Annotated in this window: 20 protein-coding genes; 17 read left to right on the top strand and 3 right to left on the bottom strand. The window is 42.8% G+C overall.

What is annotated here, in order from left to right:
* The first annotated feature begins 121 nt into the window (after window positions 1-121).
* From RZO55_RS19535 to RZO55_RS19515, 5 genes are all read left to right on the top strand, one after another.
* Window positions 122-1,009 (top strand): N-acetylmuramoyl-L-alanine amidase family protein, encoded by an 888-nt coding sequence (locus RZO55_RS19535; RefSeq protein ID WP_318065935.1) that lies wholly within the window; start codon window positions 122-124, stop codon window positions 1,007-1,009.
* A 66-nt stretch (window positions 1,010-1,075) separates the two neighbouring features.
* A complete protein-coding gene (locus RZO55_RS19530; RefSeq protein ID WP_318065934.1) occupies window positions 1,076-2,590 on the top strand; it encodes a hypothetical protein in 1,515 nt (504 codons plus the stop codon).
* Window position 2,591: 1 nt separating this feature from the next.
* Window positions 2,592-3,329: a CpsB/CapC family capsule biosynthesis tyrosine phosphatase gene (locus RZO55_RS19525; RefSeq protein ID WP_318065933.1), complete on the top strand. Its 738-nt coding sequence runs from the start codon at window positions 2,592-2,594 to the stop codon at window positions 3,327-3,329.
* Window positions 3,330-3,343: 14 nt separating this feature from the next.
* Window positions 3,344-4,093, top strand: coding sequence for a YveK family protein (locus RZO55_RS19520; protein WP_318065932.1), 750 nt, complete (start codon window positions 3,344-3,346; stop codon window positions 4,091-4,093).
* The gene (locus tag RZO55_RS19515) at window positions 4,081-4,779 is read left to right on the top strand and encodes a polysaccharide biosynthesis tyrosine autokinase (RefSeq protein ID WP_318065931.1); all 699 of its coding nucleotides are present in this window, start codon (window positions 4,081-4,083) and stop codon (window positions 4,777-4,779) included. The genes RZO55_RS19520 and RZO55_RS19515 overlap by 13 nt, the downstream gene beginning before the upstream one ends.
* 69 nt (window positions 4,780-4,848) lie before the next feature.
* Here the strand turns inward: RZO55_RS19515 and RZO55_RS19510 are convergent, their stop codons facing one another.
* On the bottom strand, window positions 4,849-5,322 hold the full coding sequence (locus RZO55_RS19510) for a methylglyoxal synthase (protein ID WP_318065930.1): 474 nt from the start codon (window positions 5,320-5,322) through the stop codon (window positions 4,849-4,851).
* A gap of 20 nt (window positions 5,323-5,342) precedes the next feature.
* On the bottom strand, window positions 5,343-6,545 hold the full coding sequence (locus RZO55_RS19505; RefSeq protein ID WP_318065929.1) for an AfsR/SARP family transcriptional regulator: 1,203 nt from the start codon (window positions 6,543-6,545) through the stop codon (window positions 5,343-5,345).
* Window positions 6,546-6,690: 145 nt separating this feature from the next.
* On the opposite strand from RZO55_RS19505, the gene srtB reads away from it, so the two are divergent.
* The 12 genes from srtB to RZO55_RS19445 all read left to right on the top strand — a co-directional run bounded on the left by srtB (window position 6,691) and on the right by RZO55_RS19445 (window position 20,519).
* A complete protein-coding gene (gene srtB, locus RZO55_RS19500; protein ID WP_318065928.1) occupies window positions 6,691-7,443 on the top strand; it encodes a class B sortase in 753 nt (250 codons plus the stop codon).
* Window positions 7,444-7,519: 76 nt separating this feature from the next.
* Window positions 7,520-8,875 carry a phosphoglucosamine mutase gene (glmM, locus tag RZO55_RS19495; RefSeq protein ID WP_318065927.1) on the top strand — a complete coding sequence of 452 codons (1,356 nt, stop codon included), beginning with the start codon at window positions 7,520-7,522 and terminating at the stop codon, window positions 8,873-8,875.
* A 64-nt stretch (window positions 8,876-8,939) separates the two neighbouring features.
* Window positions 8,940-10,181: a 5-bromo-4-chloroindolyl phosphate hydrolysis family protein gene (locus RZO55_RS19490; RefSeq protein ID WP_318065926.1), complete on the top strand. Its 1,242-nt coding sequence runs from the start codon at window positions 8,940-8,942 to the stop codon at window positions 10,179-10,181.
* A complete protein-coding gene (locus tag RZO55_RS19485) occupies window positions 10,178-11,335 on the top strand; it encodes a toxic anion resistance protein (protein ID WP_318065925.1) in 1,158 nt (385 codons plus the stop codon). Before RZO55_RS19490 ends, RZO55_RS19485 begins: the two co-directional genes overlap by 4 nt.
* A gap of 258 nt (window positions 11,336-11,593) precedes the next feature.
* Window positions 11,594-13,258, top strand: a complete 1,665-nt coding sequence (gene leuA, locus RZO55_RS19480) for a 2-isopropylmalate synthase (protein WP_318065924.1) — start codon at window positions 11,594-11,596, stop codon at window positions 13,256-13,258.
* Between the two features lie 142 nt (window positions 13,259-13,400).
* Window positions 13,401-14,516 (top strand): UDP-galactopyranose mutase, encoded by a 1,116-nt coding sequence (gene glf, locus RZO55_RS19475; RefSeq protein ID WP_318065923.1) that lies wholly within the window; start codon window positions 13,401-13,403, stop codon window positions 14,514-14,516.
* Between the two features lie 37 nt (window positions 14,517-14,553).
* The gene (locus RZO55_RS19470) at window positions 14,554-15,534 is read left to right on the top strand and encodes a glycosyltransferase family 8 protein (RefSeq protein ID WP_336624338.1); all 981 of its coding nucleotides are present in this window, start codon (window positions 14,554-14,556) and stop codon (window positions 15,532-15,534) included.
* A gap of 11 nt (window positions 15,535-15,545) precedes the next feature.
* Entirely contained in the window at window positions 15,546-16,442 is an 897-nt protein-coding gene (locus RZO55_RS19465) for a glycosyltransferase family 2 protein (RefSeq protein ID WP_318065922.1), read from the top strand.
* Between the two features lie 24 nt (window positions 16,443-16,466).
* Window positions 16,467-17,387: a glycosyltransferase family 2 protein gene (locus RZO55_RS19460; protein WP_318065921.1), complete on the top strand. Its 921-nt coding sequence runs from the start codon at window positions 16,467-16,469 to the stop codon at window positions 17,385-17,387.
* A gap of 38 nt (window positions 17,388-17,425) precedes the next feature.
* The gene (locus RZO55_RS19455; RefSeq protein ID WP_318065920.1) at window positions 17,426-18,556 is read left to right on the top strand and encodes a DegT/DnrJ/EryC1/StrS family aminotransferase; all 1,131 of its coding nucleotides are present in this window, start codon (window positions 17,426-17,428) and stop codon (window positions 18,554-18,556) included.
* Window positions 18,553-19,539 carry an ATP-grasp domain-containing protein gene (locus tag RZO55_RS19450; RefSeq protein WP_318065919.1) on the top strand — a complete coding sequence of 329 codons (987 nt, stop codon included), beginning with the start codon at window positions 18,553-18,555 and terminating at the stop codon, window positions 19,537-19,539. Before RZO55_RS19455 ends, RZO55_RS19450 begins: the two co-directional genes overlap by 4 nt.
* Window positions 19,536-20,519 carry a glycosyltransferase gene (locus tag RZO55_RS19445; RefSeq protein WP_318065918.1) on the top strand — a complete coding sequence of 328 codons (984 nt, stop codon included), beginning with the start codon at window positions 19,536-19,538 and terminating at the stop codon, window positions 20,517-20,519. Before RZO55_RS19450 ends, RZO55_RS19445 begins: the two co-directional genes overlap by 4 nt.
* Before the next feature lie 14 nt (window positions 20,520-20,533).
* Here the strand turns inward: RZO55_RS19445 and RZO55_RS19440 are convergent, their stop codons facing one another.
* Window positions 20,534-21,973, bottom strand: a complete 1,440-nt coding sequence (locus RZO55_RS19440; protein WP_318065917.1) for a L,D-transpeptidase — start codon at window positions 21,971-21,973, stop codon at window positions 20,534-20,536.
* Between the last annotated feature and the right edge of the window lie 14 nt (window positions 21,974-21,987).

The following is a 21,987-nucleotide window of genomic DNA, read 5'->3' as shown; positions in this document are numbered from 1 at the left end:
ACACACCTTTTTATCATGTTTTAAGCGTATTAAGCTTGCATTTTCATACAAAATGCGCTAGTATAGATTACATAATTGATTTTTAATAAAAATTTTCAAGGGATTTTGAAAGGAGTAAGTTATGAAGAAGAAAAGGCTGATGGTTGCTGCACTTGCTGTGGCTCTTACAATTGGAAGCACAATGTCATCTTATGCAGCATGGGTAGAATCAGGTGCTGAATGGAGATATCAGAATGATGATGGCAGTTGGAAGGCTTCAACCTGGTTTGAGGAAGCTGGTAAGAAATATCACTTTGATATGAATGGAAATGCACAAAAAGGTTGGTTTAAAGAAACTGATGGTAAATGGTATTTCTTCGGATATAATGGCGTAATGCAGACCGGTCTGATTAAAGTTGATGATAAGGTTTACTTTATGAATGATGATGGTTCCTTATTTATAGGTACTAAAAAAATCGGTAAAGCAGATTATAATTTTACTGAATATGGAACGACCAATGGTCAGCCACAAGTAGTACCTTCTCAAACATGGGCTGGTAATGGCAATCAGACGAATGTAGTTAAAGGAGGAGGCGGTTATTCCAGCTTTTCTGGAAGTAACGAGCCTACAGTAAAAGACGAAGTAAAGAACAAAGTAGATGAGATTATATCTGGAGTAAAAGACAGCGTTAGTGAAACCGTAACCGTTGCAGTTACTGGTAATAGTATCAAATTTAATACTACTGCTGAATCTGCTAAGGTTGCTGTTAAAGATTCTGGCTTAGTATCTGAAGCAGAAAATGCAATTAAAAAATTGTTTAATTCAAATGAAGATGTACAAGAGGTAACAGTTGCAGGTAAGACTTATAACCGCGACACTGTAGATAACATTGATTTAAATGCTGCCATTGTAAGGTTAGGCTTTGAAGATAAGTCAGTAGAAGATTTAATCAAAATGGTAAAAAAAGATTATTCTAAGTCTGTTGAGATTGTAACAAGCGATGGTACATTAAATTATACATTTCAATAATTCGTAACAGAAATTATTTAGGGTGGCTCCCATTGGAACCGCCCTATTTTAAGTATGGAGAGCGACATGAAAAGGATAATCAGACAATGGGCGGTATTAAGTCTGGTATTAATAATATGTCTTGGCATAAGTCAGACTGCATATGCGGGTTCTGTTAATGGAAATGAGCAGTCAGTTTTAAGTACTGCAAGCGGACAGTTTGAAAAAGATGGTATAATATATGCAGTGAAGCCAGAATACATAAATTCTCTGAGAAGCTATTTATCTCAGGATGATGTTGATTTGACAGCCGAACAGGCTCAGGCAGCAATTGCTGAGATTTATGCGAATGTGAAGACTGGGATAGAGAGCGGATATCTGGTAGAGGTGGGAAGAGTTTCTGAATCGGAAATCAAATCGGAAACCAAACACCAGAGTGTGGAAGCGGGGGATCCAAAGGACAAGATAACGGAGAAAAAAGAAGAAGTAAAGGAAACTCAGCCTAATAAAAAAGAGGAAGAGAAGCCATTACCCCAGGAAAGTACGGATATTAAGAAAGAAACAGTAGCAGAGACTTCTCCGGCAATCTCCATCCTTGAACTTGTAGATAAAGCACCTCAGCAAAATTATGAATACTTATATAAAGACACAAATACTCTCATGAGTACCATTCAGATTCCATATCGAATCATATGGGGGTGTTTATTTGTAGCGGTTTGTCTGATCTTTGTTTCATTAGGAATTGTATTATATAAACAACTGCTGACAAAACATCAGAATCGAAAGTTACGGGGCAGTGTAAAAGGTGTATTAACGTTGGCTCTAATAGACTTAACATTTCTTGTTTGCACAGGAATAGGGATTTTGTCTGGAGCTTTTCAGAAAAACCAGATATTAAGTAATTTACCAAACACAGGGTATTACTCTTTTATTTATGATGAACTGAAAAGAGATACCTCCGTTTCATTTGCGCTACTAAATATTCCATCTGAGGTAATGGATCATTCAATCACTTATGAAAAAGTGGTGATAGCTGCCAGACAACAGGTTGAAAATGATTTAGAACAAGGCAATTATAAAGCGAATACATCAATTTTAATAGAACCCTTGAAACGCGATATGAAGGTTTATTTTGATGAACATTCTATAAAAATGACGAATCAGGCTCAAAAAGGGCTTGATTTATTAATGAATCGCTTAGATGAAAAATATACTGCCTTATTAAACTGGCCTTTTGGACGTTGGTGGATACAGTTAAAAGCTGTTTACTCCAGTCTTTCACTGGCTGTTTTAGGACTTTCATTTGTTTTGATTGCATTAATTCATATATTGCTCTTATTACTACATCATTACAAATATCATGGAATCATTCTGGCGGGGAAAGGTATGGCTGTTGGAAGTGGTTTAAGTATGCTTGGAATTACAGCAGGATATCTACTGATGTCAAGGAAGTGGAATGCGTTGTCTCCGCCTTATATGAATTCATTTTTTCTACAGTATATTGATCTGATATGGAAAACGGGTATGATTGTCAGCGGCGTGGGAATTCTCCTTGGACTGGTGGAAATTGCTGCAGGCAGGGCATGGAAAGAAGGCAAATAATATGAATACATTAAGTTATGTTGATATACATTGTCATTTGATTCCAGGGGTTGATGATGGTTCAGAGAGCATGAAAGAAAGTTTATCGGCACTGAAAGAAGAATATGATCAGAATGTAAAACATGTAATATGTACCCCTCATGTGACCGCTGATATTACTTTGCAGGAAGTGGAAAATATAAAAAACGTTTTCTCTGATTTGAAACAACATGTAGCCAAGACTGCCTATGGGGAATTTTTGGAACTACATTTAGGTTGTGAAATTATGTATTCGGAAAGCATTGCAGAATGCCTTATGAATGGTACTGTCTGGACAATGGCAGAAAGCAGTTATGTATTAATTGAATTTCTTCCGTCTGTTGCTTTTGAAGACTTAAGCTATGCTGTAAGAAGATTAACAGCAGTTGGATGTTTACCTGTTTTAGCCCATATTGAAAGATATCAGTGTCTTTACAAACAGATTTCAAGAATACGAAGCATTCAGGATATGGGAGCATACTGTCAGGTGAATGCCTCCAGTCTTCACGGCAACATATTTGATCAAAGAACCAGATTTATTAAAAAAATCTGTAAAGAAGGCCTGGTACATTTCCTTGGAACAGACAGTCATGGTATGATAAAAAGGAGACCGGAGATGGACAGAGGTGCAGACTGGGTCCAGCGACATTGTGCCACTCCATTGGCGGAACGAATACTTTGCCAAAATGGGCTGGACTTATTAAATGATATAGTAATTTGACTGAGGAGAAAATAATGGGAACCAATCAGGATGATGAAATTGAAATAGACTTAAAAGAGCTTTTCTATGTGCTGAAAAGGAAGATATGGATTATAATGTTAACTGGACTTTTGGGAGCGATATCTGTTGGTCTGTTTACCTCAGTTGTATTAAAACCGATCTATACTTCTTCTACGATGTTATATATAGTTAATAAGACAACAACCTTGGCATCTCTTGCCGATTTACAGTTAGGGACGCAGTTGACTAAGGATTATAAAGTTTTAGTTACCAGCAGACCAGTAACAACTCAGGTAATCGCTGATCTTGATTTGAATTTATCACATGAGGAACTTGTTAAAAAGATTAAGGTTGAGAATCCGGTTGATACCAGGATCCTGACTATTTCTGTGGAAGATTCAGACCCATATATGGCTAAAAGCATTGCAGATGATGTTGCTAAGGTATCTTCAGCCAGAATGGCTAAAATTATGGATTCTGCTCCACCGAATGTAGTAGAGGAAGGATATGTCCCTACCAGAAAAACAAGACCAAGTGTTACTAAAAATACAATTTTAGGTGGATTAGCAGGAGTTTTCCTTTCTTGCGCTATAATAATTGCATTGTATGTTTTAAATGATACGGTAAAGACACCAGAGGATGTAGAAAAATACCTTGGATTGAATACTTTAGCAGCCATTCCTTTGTTTGAGGGTAATGCAACCGAAGAAAAAAGGAGACGTAAGAAACGGTCGGCAGGAGGAAATGCATCATGGGAAAAATAGCGTTCCGTAGAAAAGATAAATTAGATTTTAAAGCAAATGAAGCATTTAAGACTTTGCGGACTAATATCCTTTTTTCTGGAAAAGATATCAAAGTTATAACTCTCACCAGTTCCACACCCAATGAGGGGAAAACGTCAGTCTCTTTCCAACTTGCCTGTTCTTTTGCAGCGGCGGACAAGAAAGTTTTATTTATTGATGCAGATATAAGGAAATCAGTGATTGCCGGCCGCTATAAGGTTGACGGTGTTTCATTTGGTCTGACCCATTATATGACAGGACAAAGAAGCATGGCAGATGTGATTACTCAGACGGATATTAAAAATATGGATATTGTTTTATCAGGTCCTGTATCTCCTAATCCAACTGAGCTGCTTGGCGGTGCATTGTTCCAAGCACTTATTGAATCTCAAAGAGAAAATTATGACTATATTATCATTGATGCCCCACCGCTGGGAAGTGTAATTGATGCTGCTATTATAGCAAAATTTGTAGATGGAGCAATACTGGTAGTTGAAAGTGGTGTGATAAGCTATAAAATGCTGCAAAGGGTAAAAGCGCAGATGGAAAAGGCAGAATGCCGCATACTTGGTGTAGTATTAAATAAAATAGATATGCACAATGATTCTTATTATGGAAATTATTATGGAAAATATTATGGGAAATATTATGGAAATTATGGAGAATAATAACTGAATAAGTAATATAAGAGGGGTGTTGCATTGCAACACCCCTCTTATATTACAAGGTCTAAGAAACTATAATGTACTTGCTCTGTCTGTAACATTCTTGTTAAAATTGATAACCTGATGCTCGTAGGGGCTTTCCATTAATGGAGATGTAATAATAAAATCCGCTGTAGCCCGGGTATTGGCAATTGGTATGTCGTATACTTGAGCAATTCGCAGTAAAGCTTTTACGTCAGGGTCATGAGGTTGTGCAGTTAGTGGGTCGGAGAAGAAAATAACCAAATCAATACGGCCCTCTACAATTTTTGCCCCAATCTGCTGATCACCGCCCAATGGACCGCTGTTATAGCCTTTAACTGGAAGCCCTGTTTGATCTGTTATCATGCGTGCTGTTGTTCCTGTACCACACAAAACATGATTTTTTAATATATTCTGGTGCTCTAAACACCATTCGATTAATGAGTGTTTTTCGTTGTCATGAGCGATTAGAGCGATGTTTTTTTCCTTCTGAAGAGTTAGTGTAATAAAGTCTTCCTTTAACATAAAGTTCCTCCTGTGTACTATTAATTGAATGGCAAAACGTTTTGTAAAGAGTAAGTTATGGACAGATCTTTTCTGGAATATTCTTTTTTAAAGTTATGAATAATTCTTTTTAAAACCATCTGCCCGTTTTCATAGGTCGCAGTAGGCAGCAGCATTAAATACTGGCTTACGCTGTACCGGCTGTAGACGTCTCCTCTTCGCAGGGAGTTGCGGATGGAACTGCCCAGTTCATCCATGGCTCTGGTCTGGACTGCAGGCTTTAATAATTCCCCCTTTAAGTTGCTGATGGTAAGCAGGCATAAAAAGATGGAATCTCCGGTTCGTTCGATTGCTCTGGATTCCAGCTGGTAGATATCCCGGAATACAGAAGGCTCACAGCAGAACGCTCCCTTATTGGTTCCGCCCTCCAGAAGTATCTCACGGATGGTGCTTAAATCCATGGTTATTCCATGCTTTTTGTCGCTGATCATCTTATACAGCTCTTTAAAACGGATGGAAGGAGTGATGGCAAATTCGTTGTAGAACATGTCATTTACCCGTTTGTAATGTTCCAGGGACATCATCTGATTGCCGCTTTGGTACAGGGCATAAATCAGATAGTAATGAGCATCTTCTCCGTAAGGATCGATAGAAATTGTCTGCTGGCAGACATCAATCATGGTGGGATAATCTTTCCGGTTGTCTAACATGGTAAGAATTTTTTTAACTAATTTCTGATAAAGAGTATGATAATACGTATTAATCGGAATTACCCAGGATTCCCATTCGGATTTGGGAAGAAAATTCCCCTTATAAAGATGAAAAGCCTCCATCGACAGTTTCAGGCGTGTCTCTTCCGGAAATTCTTTGCTTTCAGCCTGAAGACAAAGTTCTTCAAACTTGTCCGTGTCACACACGGTAACAAGATCCCTTGTCCAGCCGTAAGCTTTTCTGTTTTGAAATACCAGTTCCTGAGTTGGATACCCAAGAGGCTCAAGAAGTTTACGGACACGGAACATCAGTGTCTTTAGAGCTCCTGCGGGATTATTGCTTGCTTCATCTTTCCAGAATAGATCGATCAATTCCTCGACTGGAATATCCCTTCCCCGAAAGGTGATTAAATATTCCAAAAGACTCCATGGTTTTTTTGCCTGATTATTCTGATCAACTATTATTTTGTCTCCTACGGCAACGGAGAATCCGCCTAGCATGTTCACATAAATGATCGTCTCTTGTTTTTTCATAAGTTATCTCCAAAGTAACATTTTCTTTCCTTAGTATATAGAAAAAAATGATAAAAGTCTAGCGCAGCTTATAAAAGATTGAGATTTTTATTAAAATAAGCTATACTGAAGCATAAGAATACAAAAAAGAAAGCAGGAGATAGTTATGAACAGAAACAAACTGTCAGCAGGAATTCTTGTGCTTGCATTCCTGCTTCTGGCAGCGGGAGCCGGTGCACTTTATTCGGATTTCCGGGAGAGGCAGGATTCTGAGCATCTTTATGAAAGTCTGGCAGAGCTTGCAGAGAAAACGCAGGAGAGCACTACTGCCGAAACAGTTACAGAGGGAAAAGAAAAACCTTACGTTTCCCCCATTGATTTTGATGAACTTAAGAAGATCAATCCGGATGTTGTGGGCTGGATCCGCATTGCAGGGACAAGCATCGATTACCCCATCGTCAGGACTGATAACAATGATACTTACTTAGATACAGATTTTGAGGGAAAAAAGAATCCGTCAGGAACCATTTTTCTGGATTGTGACAGCGAACCTGATTTTTCCGGCAGGCATAACATAATTTATGGGCACCATATGAAAAACGGTTCCATGTTTAAGGACATCATAAAATACAAGGATGAATCTTTTTACCAGACCCATCAGAATATTGTGATCTATACACCACAGCAGGAGTTTCATCTGCAGCCCGTCACAGTGCTCTATACTGATGCGGGAGGGATCCGCAGAAAAACTAAATTTGATTCAGATGACAGCTTTCAGTCCTATGTTAATGAAATGACAAAAAACGGTCAGTTCTATCAGGAGCCGCAAAAACCAGTGGATACCCTGTGGTCGTTTGTCACCTGCAGCTATGAGTTTGATGATGCCAGAACCATTCTTTACGCAGTTTTGGCCCCTTAAATTGAAAAAAAAGCATGTTTATGATATAGTACATATCACTTTGTATCACCCAGTTGTATAAAAGGAGAATAATAAAATGGGAAAATATTTTGGAACAGACGGTTTTAGAGGAGAAGCAAATGTAACACTGACAGTTGAAGATGCGTTTAAGGCAGGCCGGTTTTTAGGCTGGTACTATCGCCGGAAAAAACCGGATGAGGTATGCCGGATCGTAATCGGAAAAGATACAAGGCGCAGCAGTTATATGTTTGAATATTCTCTTGTTGCAGGTCTTACAGCATCAGGAGCAGATGCGTATCTTCTGCATGTAACCACAACTCCCAGCGTATCCTATGTTGTCCGTACAGAAGGTTTTTCCTGCGGAATTATGATCTCTGCAAGCCATAATCCTTACTACGATAACGGGATCAAGGTGATCAATGAAAAGGGAGAGAAGCTAGAAGAGTCAGTTATTACGGAAATCGAGAAATATTTAGATGGTGAGATGGAAGAACTGCCTTTTGCCATCCAGGACCAGATCGGCAGAACCGTGGATTTTGCAGCAGGCAGAAACCGCTATATCGGATATCTCATTTCTACGGCAACCAGATCCTTTAAAAATAAAAAGGTGGCGTTAGACTGTGCCAATGGAAGTGCCTCTGCAATTGCGAAGAATGTCTTTGATGCGCTTGGTGCAGAGACCCATGTAATCAGCAATGAGCCTAATGGATTAAATATTAACACAGGCTGTGGTTCCACTCATATTGGACAGCTGGTGAAGTTTGTTAAAGAAGTGGGCGCTGACGTAGGATTCGCCTATGATGGGGATGCAGACCGCTGTCTCGCAGTGGATGAGAACGGGAATGTGGTTGATGGAGACGGCATTTTATATATCTGTGGCAAATACATGAAAGAACAGGGCATCCTAAAAAACAACAAAGTGGTTACAACCGTAATGTCCAATTTCGGATTATATAAAGCTCTGGACAGGGAAGGTATTGAATACGAGAAAACCGCTGTGGGCGATAAATATGTATATGAGAATATGGTTACCAATGGAAACTGCCTGGGCGGTGAACAATCCGGTCATATCATATTCAGTAAGCATGCAACTACCGGAGATGGAATTTTAACATCATTAAAAGTGATGGAAGTGATTCTGGAGAAAAAAGAAAGTCTTTGTAAGCTGGTCTCTGAGCTCGAGATCTATCCGCAGGTTCTAAAGAATGTCCGGGTACACGACAAGACAGCAGCCCAGGATGATGAAGCGGTAAAGGCTGAAGTGGAAAAAGTGTCACAAAGCCTTGGAGACAGCGGAAGGATTCTTCTTCGTCAGTCAGGTACGGAGCCGGTAGTCCGTGTAATGGTAGAAGCCGCCGATTTGGAAACCTGCGAGCAGTACGTGGAACAGGTAATTGATGTTATGAAATCAAGGGGTCATGTTATTTCCTGATAAAGTACCGATAATTATGCTATGAATGTACTTATCTGCAAACTTATTTTGGGAGATCGGAAATATGGATAAGAAAGACAAATCGAACTTAGGGGAACAGATCCGCAGCACAGTACAAAGCGCCATCGATTCCAGGGATTTTAACCAGCTGAACCGAATGATATCGGATTCTGTAAACTCAGCGCTTGAGGAAGCCAGAAATCAGCTGGTAAAAGGATCGAAAGGCTGGACCCAGACGCTTAAGCGGACTGATCCGGGTGAAACCGGTGAAGAAAAAAGGCGTACGGATGACGGACCTGGTTACAGAGCGTTTCAGACCAGCAGCACCGTAAAGACAGGGACAGGCAGACAGGAGATTAAGATTAACCAGCAGGGACGGGTATCCGGGATACTTTTAACTGTTTTTGGAAGCCTTTTTCTGGGTTTTAATTTTATTGCGCTTCTTGCTGCTCTGTTTATTTCGCTGATTTTAAAACCTGTTGCATGGGCGGCAGCCGTTGCTCTTGTATCCCTTCTTGCAATAGGAACTGCTTCTGGTTTCATTCTTTTTTCCGGACTGTCCATAACCGGAAGATTAAAAAGGGCAAGAATCTATGCGAAGCACTCAGAAAAGCGGATGTATTCTAATCTGGAGGAATTAGCCGCCAGTGTTGGAAAATCCCGTGAATACGTGCTGAAGGATGTGGAGAAGATGATGAAGCTGGGGATTTTCCCCCATGCTTATTTAGATGAACAGAAAACCTGCCTGATATTAAGTGAGGCTACCTATAACCAGTACCTGGAATGCCAGAAGGCATTAAAGGAACGGGAAAAAGAAGCCAGACTCAATCAGATCACTGAGGAGGCTGTGCAGGAGAATCAGGCTTTACAGGAGATAATGGCCCAGGGCAGAAATTATTTACGAGTATTAAAAGAAGCCAACGATGCCATTCCAGGCGAAGTTATATCCCGGAAAATATCCATGCTGGAGGACGTGATACAGAGAATTTTCGATACGGTTTTAAAGCACCCGGAGCAGATGGGAGAGATAGAACGGTTCATGGATTATTACCTTCCTACCACCGCAAAGCTGGTGAATGCTTACCGGGATTTTGACAGCACAGGAATCGAGGGCAATAATATCCTGAATGCAAAGAAAGAAATAGAAGGTACTCTTGACACCATTAATCAGGCGTTTGAACGGCTCCTGGATGATCTATACCAGGATACTGTTATGGACATCACCACAGATGCGTCGGTGCTGCAGACCATGCTCAAAAAGGATGGCTGGGCGGAAAGCGATTTTACAGGAGGAATGAAAGAATGAGCAACGATATGGAAGATATGATAAAAGAAGCGCCCCAGCTTACACTTACTCCATTTGAACAGACGGAGGGTGTGAAAGAGGGTGCAGAACTTTCAGAGCGTGAAGCTACGGTTACACAGGCGGTGCCGGATCCGGAGCTTACCCCGGAAGAAGAGCGGCTCGTTTCTGATTTTGCTGAAAAAATCAATTTAAAAGATTCCAATATGGTTCTCCAGTACGGCGCAGGAGCACAGAAAAAGATTGCTGATTTTTCAGAGACGGCTCTTGATAATGTAAAGTCAAAGGATTTGGGAGAAGTGGGACAGATGCTTTCCAATGTGGTCACTGAACTGAAAAGCTTTGAGAATGAGGAACAGGAAAAGGGCTTTTTCGGTTTCTTTAAAAAGAGTGCCAGCCGCCTTGACAGCATAAAGGCGAAGTACGCCTCTGCACAGACCAATGTTAACCAGATCTGCAAGCTTCTTCAGAATCATCAGATTCAGCTTTTAAAGGACGTTGCTCTGTTAGATAAAATGTATGAGTTAAATACCACTTACTTTAAAGAACTGACCATGTATATTCTGGCAGGAAAGAGAAAGCTAACCAAGGTCCGGCAGGAGGAACTCCCTCTTTTAATGGACCTCGCGTCAAGAAGCGGTCTTCCGGAAGATGCCCAGGCAGCAAATGATCTGTCTGCAATGTGCGGTCGTTTTGAAAAGAAGATTCACGATTTAGAGCTGACCCGTATGATTTCCATTCAGATGGCACCTCAGATCAGACTGGTTCAGAATAACGATACATTAATGTCGGAGAAGATCCAGTCCACTCTGGTCAACACCATACCACTCTGGAAAAGCCAGATGGTGCTTGCCATTGGAATCAATCATTCGGAGCAGGCGGCAAAGGCGCAGAGAGAAGTTACAGATATGACCAATGAGCTGCTGCGAAAGAATGCAGAAGTGTTAAAGACGGCAACCATTGAGACCGCGAAGGAATCAGAACGCGGAATTGTGGATATGGAAACCCTGAAAAAGACCAATGAATCCCTGATTACAACCCTTGATGAAGTGGTTCGCATTCAGGTTGAGGGCAGAGAGAAGCGAAGAGAAGCAGAAGCAGAACTTGCCCGTATGGAAGGGGAATTAAAGACCAAACTTTTGCAGATGAGCAGGTAAAGTTTTTAGTTTTAAAAAGTTTTTCTTGTAAGTCATTTTTTCTCATGCTATAATAGCATAACACTTTACCGTGGTGGTTTGACACAGCACGGCATGTGATTTTAACGCAAAGGAATGATGATAGATGGGGTTAGACCTTTAAAGCCTACGTTGTTCATTGTCAAAAAATACAGCGTGATTTATCGACTCCAAAGCCCTGAATGATTTTTTGTAACTCAGGTAAAAGCAGACAATAAGGGAATATAGAGGAGATCAGACATGTTGAATTATGAAAGATATAAGCGGGTACCGGTAGTAAGCTATCCGGAAAGACAATGGCCTTGCAGGGAGATTATGAAAGCGCCGATCTGGTGCAGTGTGGATTTGAGAGATGGAAACCAGGCTCTGATTGAGCCTATGGTGGTGGAAGAGAAGATTGAGATGTTTAACCTTCTGACTAAGCTTGGTTTTAAGGAGATTGAAGTGGGTTTTCCTGCTGCTTCCCAGATTGAGTTTGATTTCTTAAGGCAGCTTGTGGAACGGAAGCTGATTCCGGACGATGTGGTGATTCAGGTCCTGGTTCAGTGCAGGGAGCATCTGATTAAGAGAACCTTTGAAGCATTAGAGGGAGTTAAAAAATCAATCGTTCATATTTACAATTCCACATCTACATTACAGCGTGATGTAGTCTTCCGCAAAGAGATGGATGAGATTAAGGAGATTGCAGTGCAGGGAACCCGTTGGGTGAAGCAGTATATGCAGGATTTTAAGGGAGAGGTTATGCTTGAGTATTCTCCTGAAAGCTTTACCGGAACAGAACTGGAATTTGCCCTTGATATCTGTACGGCAGTGCAGGATACCTGGGAAGCCACTCCGGAGAAAAAGATTATCTTTAACCTTCCCTCAACTGTGGAGATGACTACTCCCAACGTATATGCAGACCAGATAGAGTGGATGAATTCCCGGTTAAAAAACCGTGACAGCATCATTTTAAGCGTTCACCCTCACAATGACAGGGGAACCGGAATTGCGGCTACGGAGCTGGCACTTCTTGCCGGAGCCGACCGTGTGGAAGGAACTCTGCTGGGGAACGGGGAACGTACAGGCAACGTGGATATTTTAACTGTAGCCTATAATATGTTTTCCCAGGGCATTAATCCGGAACTTCATCTTGAGAATATCCGTGAGATCGTAGATGTTTACGAACGCTGTACCAAGATGGAGGTGGAACCAAGACATCCATATGCTGGAAAACTTGTTTTCACTGCATTCTCAGGCTCTCATCAGGATGCCATCAACAAAGGCATGCAGATGATGCATGAGAGGAAGAATCCGTACTGGGAGGTGCCATATCTTCCGATTGATCCTTCCGATATCGGCAGGCAGTATGAGCCAATTGTCCGGATCAACAGCCAGTCTGGAAAAGGCGGCGTAGCATTTGTTATGGATACGTTCTATGGCTTTAAGCTTCCAAAGGGAATGCACAAGGAGTTTGCTGATGTCATTCAGGCTATCTCTGAGAAGCAGGGTGAAGTTGCACCTGAGCAGATTCTGGAAGAGTTTAAAAGCTGTTATACCGAGAGAAAGGAACCGATCCATTTCAGAAAGAGCCAGATTACAGAGGCAGAGGAAGATGTGGAGTTCTCAACTCTTGCCAAAGTCCGTTACACAGACCATGGTGTGGAAAAAGTATTCGAGGGAGTCGGCAACGGTCCGATCGATGCGGTCCAGAAGGGTCTGGAGAAGGAGCTTGGTATCGAGATCCGGGTGCTGGATTACTACGAGCACGCTCTTACCTCCGGATCAGGAGCACAGGCTGCTTCCTATATCCATCTGCTTGATGTAAAGACCGGTAAAGCAACTTATGGTGTGGGAATCAGTTCCAATATCACCAGAGCGTCTATCCGGGGTATCTTCAGTGCGGTAAACCGTTTGTTTTACTAAGATCATATAATGAAAGGGATCCTGTCTTTGAGGCAGGATCCCTTTTTGTCTTTTTATTCTCTTTTCAAAGCGGACCTGGCGTTTACTTTTCTGGCAGACTTTAGTATAATAAATGCAGTTTATAAACGACGGGAGAGTAAAAATGAAGAAATATGATTATGTGCTTGTCGGAGGCGGCCTTTACTCCGGCGTATTTGCCTATCTGGCCGGAAAGCAGGGTAAGAAGTGCCTGGTTCTTGAAAAAAGGGATCATCTGGGGGGCAATCTGTATTGTGAAGAGACAGAAGGAATCCATGTACACCGGTATGGTGCCCATATTTTCCATACGAGTAACCGCAAGGTATGGCAGTTTGTAAACGAACTGGCCGAATTTAACCGCTATACCAATAGTCCGGTTGCCAATTACTTAGGGCAGATGTACAATCTCCCCTTTAATATGAATACCTTCAGCAAGATGTGGGGAGTGTCCACTCCGGAACAGGCGAAAGAGAAGATCAGTCAGCAGAGACAGGTGATTACAGGCGAGCCCAAAAACTTAGAAGAGCAGGCAATCAGTCTTGTGGGAACAGATATCTATGAGAAACTGGTGAAGGGGTATACGGAAAAGCAGTGGGGAAGAGATTGTAAGGATCTTCCGGCTTTTATTATCAAGCGGCTTCCGGTCCGTTTTACCTATGATAATAATTATTTCAATGATTTATATCAGGGCATTCCAATCGGCGGTTATAACGTGATTACAGACAAGCTTTTTGAGGGCTGTGATGTGGAGCTTTCTGTTGATTATCTGAACGACAAAGAGAAATATGACAGTCTTGGGGAAACGGTTATCTATACAGGTATGATTGATGCCTTTTACGGATACAGGTTTGGAAAACTGGAATACCGCAGCCTGAAATTTGAAACAGAGACACTTCCTACAGACAATTATCAGGGAGTTGCAGTTGTCAATTACACAGACCGCGAGACGCCTTTTACAAGAATTATTGAACATAAGCATTTTGAATTTGGCACGCAGGAGAAGACAGTTATAACCAGAGAATATCCAAGTGACTGGAGTGAGGGTATGGAACCTTATTATCCGGTGAATGATGAAAAGAATCAGGAATTGTATCAGACCTATGCAGCACTGGCCCAAAAGGAAGATCATGTGATCTTTGGAGGAAGACTGGGAGAATATAAATATTATGATATGGACAAGGTCATCGAGTCTGCTATGAGAATGGCTAAAGCTCAGCTTGCTCTTTCCAGTCAGCTATAGTACAATACAACGGAAAAATCGGCAGGCCGGGGAGGTTATGATGAATGTAGTTTATGCATCCAACGATAAGTATGCCAGACACCTGGCAGTTTCTCTTTATTCTCTTCTGGATCATAATAAAAAGATTGAAACACTGGATATCTGGGTTTTATCCATGGGGTTGTCAGAGGAAACAAAAGACCGCTTATGCGGGATAGCAGAAGAATTTGACCGGGAGCTTTCGGTGATAGAACTGGGGAATATAAAGGAACGGTTTTCTTATAAAGTTGATACCGGGGGATTTGATTTAAGCATTATGGCCCGTTTGTTTTTAGGAGATGTGCTGCCTGAACATGTGGAACGGGTACTCTATCTGGACTGCGATACAGTAGTGCTGTCTTCCTTAGAGAGACTCTGGAAGGCAGATCTGGGTCCGTTTCTGCTTGGTGCAGTGATGGAGCCAACCATTTATCCATGTATTAAAAATGAGATCGGATTAAGCCCGGAGGAACCTTATTTCAATTCCGGAGTGCTTCTGATAGATCTAAACCAGTGGAGAGAGAAGAACGCCCAGAAGCTGCTTCTTGATTTTTACCGCTCCAAGGGAGGAAAGCTGTTTGCAGGAGACCAGGACACCATTAATGGAAGCTTAAAGGGCAGAATCAGACCCTTATCTCCCCGTTATAATTATTTTACCAATTACCGGTATTTTCATTACCGGCATCTGGTCAGGCTGTCACCGGTGTATGCTATGATTACGGAGAACGGCTTTAAAGAGGCTGGCAGACACCCGGCGATTCTTCATTTCATGGGGGATGAAAGACCCTGGAAGGAAGGGAATTTAAACCACTACCGCAGAGCGTACGAGAAGTATCTGGCGAAGACTCCCTGGGCAGGGACTCCTAAGGAGACGGGAAACCGATTCTATATGGCAGCGTATCATCTCATGAATTATGGCACATATTTGTGCCCCCCGTTTCGTGACTTTATAAGCCGCCGGTTTGGAATGAAGCTTGTGAATTCCAGAAAAGGATCTTAAAAGGAGCAGATATGAACGTAAGCTGTATCATCTTGAACTATAACGATGCCGATACCACCATAAGACTGGTTCAATCGATCAAAGAGTATTACTTTTTGGACTCCATTGTTATCGTTGACAACCATTCCACAGATGATTCTGCCGACAGATTAAAGGAATTAAGCGGCGGCAGGATACATGTGGTCAGCTCCTTAAAGAACGGCGGATATGGCTATGGGAATAATCTGGGTATCCGCTATGCTTACAGCGAATTAGGTGCTACCCATGTACTGATCGCAAATCCCGATGTCCTGTTTTCACAGGAGACGCTTCTTGCCATGAAGGCTTTATTTACGGCTGATAAATCGATTGCAGTGACAGCTGCAGTTCCCGAGGACCAAAGCGGTAAGGCAGGGCTGCCTGGCTGGAAGCTTACAGGTCTGTTTGCGGACCTTTTGGATACGGGACTGGTTACACGCCGGCTGTTGAAGAGGTGGCTCACCTATGATCCGCATAAACACGCGTTTTTGGCGGCTGTACCCGGGGGTACGGAACGCTGTGCCTGGGCAGATGCAGTTCCTGGATCTCTTTTGCTGGCAGATGCAGATGCACTGACTGCATGCGGACTCTATGATGAGGAAGTCTTTCTCTATTATGAAGAGAAGATCCTGGGCCATCAGTTGAAAGAAAAGGGATATGGAACACTGCTTTTGCTTGACAGGACCTATGTCCATCTTCACTCGGTCTCCATTAATAAATCAGTAAGCTCAATACTTAAGAAGCAGGCACTGCTGCATAGAAGCAAGCTTCATTATTATAAAAAATATTTAAAAATTAACCGGTTTCAGGAATTGACAGCAAAAGGATTCCTGAATTTTCTCATGTTTGAGATCTGGTTTTTAACTAAGATTCTTAGAATGTCATGGTAAATGGCATTGAAAGAGGGGAATGGAATGATAACAGTACTATTGGCTGCCTGGAATGGGGAAGCATATCTAAGAGAACAGATGGAGTCACTTTTGGGGCAGACCAATCAGCAGTTTACCATTTTAATATCTGATGACGGTTCCTCTGACCGGACGCCCCAGATTATTACTGAATATGAAAACAGGTTTCCGGACAGGGTGGTATCTTTAAAAAACAGGAAGCCTGCAGGCAGCGCAAAAGACAATTTTTTCCGCCTGTTAGAAGCTGCCTCGGATGAATATCTGATGTTTTGTGACCAGGATGATATCTGGCAGCCGGATAAGGTGGAAGTAACATTGCGGGAAATGAAAAAGATGGAGAAACGATGGGGCAGGGATATGCCGCTTTTGATCCATTCAGACCTTTTGGTCATGGACCAGTCAGGAACGGTGATTTCCCCTTCCATGGTCAGGTACCAGAAAATCGGAGTGAATGATAACCGCCCCAGCCACATCCTGGTTGAAAATAATATTACAGGCAACACCATGATGATTAACCGGTCCTTAAAAAATCTGGTGGTCCGGATTCCAAAAAAATGTGTCATGCATGACTGGTGGCTTGGTCTTGTTGCAAGCTGCTTTGGAAAAATCGCCTATATTGACCAGCCGCTGGTCCGCTACCGGCAGCATGGCAGCAATCAGGTAGGCGCAAGGAGCGGAGTAAAACAGCTTTCACAGAGAATAAGCCGCAGGGACAAAGTCAGGGAAAATTACCACAGTTTGTTTGAACAGGCAGAGTCGTTTCTTTCTATCTACGGACAATCCATGACGGACGGTCAGAGGGAATTGTTTAGAGAATTTATAAAACTTCCCGGAAGAAGCAGAGTGGGAAAGATTAAGACCATTATAAAATACAAACTGTTTAAAAGTACCCGTATAAGAACGCTTGGACAGATGCTTTCCATCTGACCGGACACAGTGCATGGGAAAATGAGGAGAATGGCACAATGATACCGAATGAAAAAGAGATACTGGTAACGAGGGCTTCCATGCCTTCTTACGAAGAATTTATAGAAGAGATTAAACCAATCTGGGAGACTGCCTGGATGACCAATATGGGAGAATTTCATGACAGATTGAAGGATCAGCTGAAGGATTATCTGAAAGCGGAAAATCTTCTGCTGTTTGTGAACGGACATATGGCTCTTGAGATGGCGCTGCAGGCGATGAACTTAACCGGAGAGGTAATAACCACGCCCTTTTCCTTTGCTTCCACCACCCATGCGATTGTAAGAAATAATCTGACTCCTGTATTCTGTGATATCAGAGAAGATGATTATACCATTGATGCTGATCAGATTGAAGCCCTGATTACAGATAAAACCACAGCCATCCTTCCCGTACATGTGTATGGAAATGTCTGTGATGTGGAAAAAATAGAGTCTATTGCAAAGAAGCATAACTTAAAGGTGATTTATGATGCAGCCCATGCCTTTGGTGTGGAGGTGAACCATCGTGGAATCGGAACCTTCGGAGACGCCTCCATGTTTAGCTTTCATGCTACTAAGGTGTATAACACCATAGAGGGAGGGGCGGTTACGTTTAAAGAGCCTGCGCTGGAGATCCTGCTCAATTACTTAAAGAATTTTGGAATAACTGGGAAAGAATCCGTTGAATACATTGGCGGCAATGCAAAGATGAATGAATTTCAGGCGGCAATGGGAATCTGTAACCTTCGCCATGTGGAGGAAAACATTGAAAAACGAAGAATCGCATCACAACGGTACAGAGATCATTTAGAAGGCATTGCCGGAATTCGTTTGAGTCCGGTAAAACAGGGGATCCGGAATAATTATGCTTATTTTCCTGTGTCGTTTGAAGGCTTTGTGCTTACCAGGGATCAGGTATATGATCTTCTTGCCTCCCATCATATCTTTGCCAGGAAGTATTTTTACCCCCTGATTACTGATTTTGATTGTTACAGGGAGCGTTTTTCCGGTCTGAAGCTTCCTAGTGCAAAACGGGCGGCGGACAGTGTTCTGACTTTACCGCTTTATGCAGATCTGCCTCTTGAGGATATAGACCGGATATGTAAAATAATCATTAATGCTGCACAGGAGGGAACACAAAGCGTATGAAAGCTGCAGTTGTAACAGCAATCGGATCATTCTCCGCTGACATTGTAATTAAGAATCTAAGAAAACTGGGACTGAAGGTGATTGGCTGCGATATCTATCCTGCAGAGTGGATTGCTGATTCTTCCAATGTTTCTGTTTTTTATCAGGTACCTCTGGCTACACAGGAGGAGAAGTACATTGAGGAGATTCTTACTATATGCAGGGAGGAAGCTGCCGATGGACTGATTGTTCTGACCGATGCGGAAGTGGATGTGTGGAACCGGAACAGAAAAAAACTGAAGGAAGCCGGAGTGGTATTATGCTTATCCCCGGAAGAAACCATAACGGTCTGCAGAGATAAAATGAAGCTTTATGAGTTCCTTTCTGAAAGAGGCATAGGAAATCTCATACCTACCGCACGGCTGGACCGCATGACTTCTGAATCAATCCCTTATCCTGCAGTTGTAAAGCCGTATAACGGCAGAAGCAGCCAGGGACTTTGCTATCTTCACAGCCAGGAACAGATGGAACGGTTCCTGGCTGGTTGTGAAGCGGTTAATTATGTAGTACAGCCCTTTTATAAGGGAAATGTCATCACAGTGGATGTGGTGCGGCAGGCAGATCCCGAAGGGGCAGCAGCAGTCTGCCGCAGGGAATTGCTGCGGACGCCAAATGGTGCAGGCACCTCTGTTGTGGTGTTTTCAAGTCCTGTTCTGGAAGAGTTGTGTAAAGAGACAGCAAGGGAGCTTGGAATTACCGGTTGTGTTAATTTTGAATTCATTGAAGGGAAAGATGGGACATATTCCATGCTGGAATGTAATCCACGGTTTTCCGGCGGCGTGGAATTTTCCTGTATGGCAGGGTATGACTTTGTCTCCAACCATGTGAGGTGCTTTACGGGAGAGGAGATCGATGCCCAGGAAGCTGTCACGGAAATGTATATTGCCAGAAAATATGAGGAATACGTGACTAAGGTGTTGGAAAAGGAAGGAAATTCAGTATGACAGACGGATCAAACAGGAATATCATGGCAAGCATTAACTGCGTTACTTATAACCACGGTGCGTTTATCCGGCAGGCTCTTGACAGCTTTCTGATGCAGAAAACGGACTTTGAGTATGAGATTCTGGTTCATGATGACGCTTCTACCGACAAAACCAGCGATATCATCCGGGAATATGCCGCTAAGTATCCGGATAAGATACGCCCTCTGATCCAGACGGAGAACCAGTATTCCCAGGGAATTGATAATATCAGCGGTGCATTTAATTTTCCCCGTGCAAGAGGAAAATATATATTTATGTGTGATGGGGATGATTACTTTGATTCACCAGATAAGCTTCAAAAGCAGGTGGACTATATGGAGTCCCATCCGGACTGTAACCTTTGCATTCACAGTGCCAGAATACAGCTGATGGGGAAAGCGGTAGCAGAACGCCAGATGAGGCCTTACCGGAAGACCGCAGTTCTTACGCCGGAAGAGATCATAGACAAAGCCTCCGGGTATGCCATGTCTTCCATGGCATTTCCAGCCAGACTTGTAACAGATCTTCCTGACTATTATACGGACTGTCCGGTAGGAGATACCCCCCTGCAGCTGATGGCAGCAGCCAACGGGTACGGTTATTACATGGATGAACCAATGAGCGTATACCGGGTAGGTGTTGTGGGATCCTGGACAGCTGAGGGGAAAAAAGGGAATTATGCCGGGAAGCAGCAGGCCTATTATGAGCGGATGAAAGTGGTTTATGAGGAATTTGATAAAGCAACAGGCGGCCGTTTTAAGGCGGCCGCCATGAGTGCTTCCAATAGAACCTATTTCCAGACGAAGGTCAATACCAGGGATTTTAAGGAAATATTAAATCCTGCATTCCGAAGGTATTATAAAGAGCTTTCGCCTCTGACCAGATTCTTTATTCAGTTTGAATACCGGACTCCCGGCTTATACAATTTGCTTCGAAGGTCATTTACCGGAAGCAGATAAAATAATCGCTTCTGTTACATGTTGGGATCAGTGGGATCCCAGGTCTGTGTATCCGGTATGATCTGCTCAATGGCAGGACGTTCAAATGGTCCGGGAACCGGGGATTCGTAAATATTTACCGTAGTACCCAGTGCGCAGTGATCAAAGATCCATTTGGCATCGCCGGAGAGGAGGCGGACACAGCCGGCTGATTCGGCAATACTTAAATAATTATAGGTAGAGGGATCAAGAGTCATCTTGTCTGGACGGCTGTAAAGAATGGAGTGAATTAAAAAGCCTTTCCAGATACGGGTTGCATATTGGGTAAAGATTCCGTGATTCATATCTCTCCAGCGGTATTTCACCGGTGTCTGAAATGTTCCCAGAGGAGTATCCGGGCCTGTTGAGGTAAGGAATGATTTTACCGGAATAATAAATCCGTTTGCACCATCCTTTGCAAAGACCGTCATGCAGTTCATTTGCTTGTTGATGCTGATCAGGAACGGGCCTTTGTTACCCATAAGAGGCTCTAAATCAGTAAGCATTTTACCTGAATTTAAATCAAAATAGTATTTGAACCCGTCTATGTACTGCCAGCCTACAACTGGAAGAGAGTCCTTAAAATAGTACCGGTCATTACCCTCCCATGCCCAGCCGGTAAAGGCTGTGCCGTCTCCGTTAAAGTAACGCAGTCCGCCGTCAATAATCTGCATACCGTCTTTTGCGGCGGAAATAAGTGGCTTGTCAGTCTTATAAGGAAAGTCAGAGTTCTTTGCATAGAATGCCATTCGAAAGCCTGTGATATAATGTCCGGTTCCCATGGTTCCCGCACTGGTACCGTTCTTTGCCCAGTCGGTGGTAGTGCCGTCCTCTAATTTTGCTGAATAATAGAGATTGAACTGGTTATTTACATAACCGGAGAACCGCATCTGTATGGCTTCGATATTCACATCATTGGGATAATTGGTCGTCTGCTGTCCATTCATAACCCATGGGGACCAGCCAGTGCCTGATGTGTAGGTCCGGTAAAGCACGTTTCCTACAATATTTGTGAGAAATGTAGATAAACCATGGAAGCCCTGTCCGTCATTGGTAATCCAGGCATCGTTGACAAAAGGTTGTGTCCAGTTGCCGTCGCCGATCATAACTGTGGTCTGAAGACGGGGAAAGTTTGCTTTTAATGCTTCCTGGGCAGCTTTCGTGGCTTCATCCACAACGCCGTCCTCACCTCCGCCTTCTCCTTCCTGTCCAATATCTATTCCTGCATTTGCCAAAGCGGTTTCTGCTTCCTCTGTTGTAACGCCTTTTTCAGTTTCAGCCGGTTTCTGAGTTTCAGACTGGCTGGTATCACTGATGCTGACGCCATTCCTGTAGCCAGGCCCATATGCCTCACCCGCCCATGTAAGGGCAGCCTGTCCGAGCACAAGAGCAGCTGTCAGGAAGAATGCCGTCAGGCCGCGTGTCAGTTTACGCATGTTAAAAACCTCCT

Origin of the sequence: Clostridium boliviensis (assembly GCF_033342255.1) — a bacterium.
In the GTDB taxonomy this organism is placed as follows: Bacteria; Bacillota; Clostridia; order Lachnospirales; family Lachnospiraceae; genus Lacrimispora; species Lacrimispora boliviensis.
Note: the sequence above shows the minus strand (reverse complement) of the source record. Positions and strands in the feature narration are given on the sequence as shown.

Bases quoted from the DNA above. Each gene is read 5' to 3' on its own strand.
- RZO55_RS19535 (WP_318065935.1), top strand. From the start codon at position 122: ATGAAGAAGAAAAGGCTGATGGTTGCTGCACTTGCTGTGGCTCTTACA.
- srtB (WP_318065928.1), top strand. From the start codon at position 6,691: ATGAACAGAAACAAACTGTCAGCAGGAATTCTTGTGCTTGCATTCCTG.
- RZO55_RS19465 (WP_318065922.1), top strand. From the start codon at position 15,546: ATGAACGTAAGCTGTATCATCTTGAACTATAACGATGCCGATACCACC.
- RZO55_RS19510 (WP_318065930.1), bottom strand. From the start codon at position 5,322: ATGTTAAAGGAAGACTTTATTACACTAACTCTTCAGAAGGAAAAAAAC.
- RZO55_RS19460 (WP_318065921.1), top strand. From the start codon at position 16,467: ATGATAACAGTACTATTGGCTGCCTGGAATGGGGAAGCATATCTAAGA.
- RZO55_RS19490 (WP_318065926.1), top strand. From the start codon at position 8,940: ATGGATAAGAAAGACAAATCGAACTTAGGGGAACAGATCCGCAGCACA.
- RZO55_RS19525 (WP_318065933.1), top strand. From the start codon at position 2,592: ATGAATACATTAAGTTATGTTGATATACATTGTCATTTGATTCCAGGG.
- RZO55_RS19520 (WP_318065932.1), top strand. From the start codon at position 3,344: ATGGGAACCAATCAGGATGATGAAATTGAAATAGACTTAAAAGAGCTT.
- RZO55_RS19455 (WP_318065920.1), top strand. From the start codon at position 17,426: ATGATACCGAATGAAAAAGAGATACTGGTAACGAGGGCTTCCATGCCT.
- RZO55_RS19515 (WP_318065931.1), top strand. From the start codon at position 4,081: ATGGGAAAAATAGCGTTCCGTAGAAAAGATAAATTAGATTTTAAAGCA.
- RZO55_RS19530 (WP_318065934.1), top strand. From the start codon at position 1,076: ATGAAAAGGATAATCAGACAATGGGCGGTATTAAGTCTGGTATTAATA.
- RZO55_RS19505 (WP_318065929.1), bottom strand. From the start codon at position 6,545: ATGAAAAAACAAGAGACGATCATTTATGTGAACATGCTAGGCGGATTC.
- glf (WP_318065923.1), top strand. From the start codon at position 13,401: ATGAAGAAATATGATTATGTGCTTGTCGGAGGCGGCCTTTACTCCGGC.
- leuA (WP_318065924.1), top strand. From the start codon at position 11,594: ATGTTGAATTATGAAAGATATAAGCGGGTACCGGTAGTAAGCTATCCG.
- RZO55_RS19450 (WP_318065919.1), top strand. From the start codon at position 18,553: ATGAAAGCTGCAGTTGTAACAGCAATCGGATCATTCTCCGCTGACATT.
- glmM (WP_318065927.1), top strand. From the start codon at position 7,520: ATGGGAAAATATTTTGGAACAGACGGTTTTAGAGGAGAAGCAAATGTA.
- RZO55_RS19445 (WP_318065918.1), top strand. From the start codon at position 19,536: ATGACAGACGGATCAAACAGGAATATCATGGCAAGCATTAACTGCGTT.
- RZO55_RS19485 (WP_318065925.1), top strand. From the start codon at position 10,178: ATGAGCAACGATATGGAAGATATGATAAAAGAAGCGCCCCAGCTTACA.
- RZO55_RS19440 (WP_318065917.1), bottom strand. From the start codon at position 21,973: ATGCGTAAACTGACACGCGGCCTGACGGCATTCTTCCTGACAGCTGCT.
- RZO55_RS19470 (WP_336624338.1), top strand. From the start codon at position 14,554: ATGATGAATGTAGTTTATGCATCCAACGATAAGTATGCCAGACACCTG.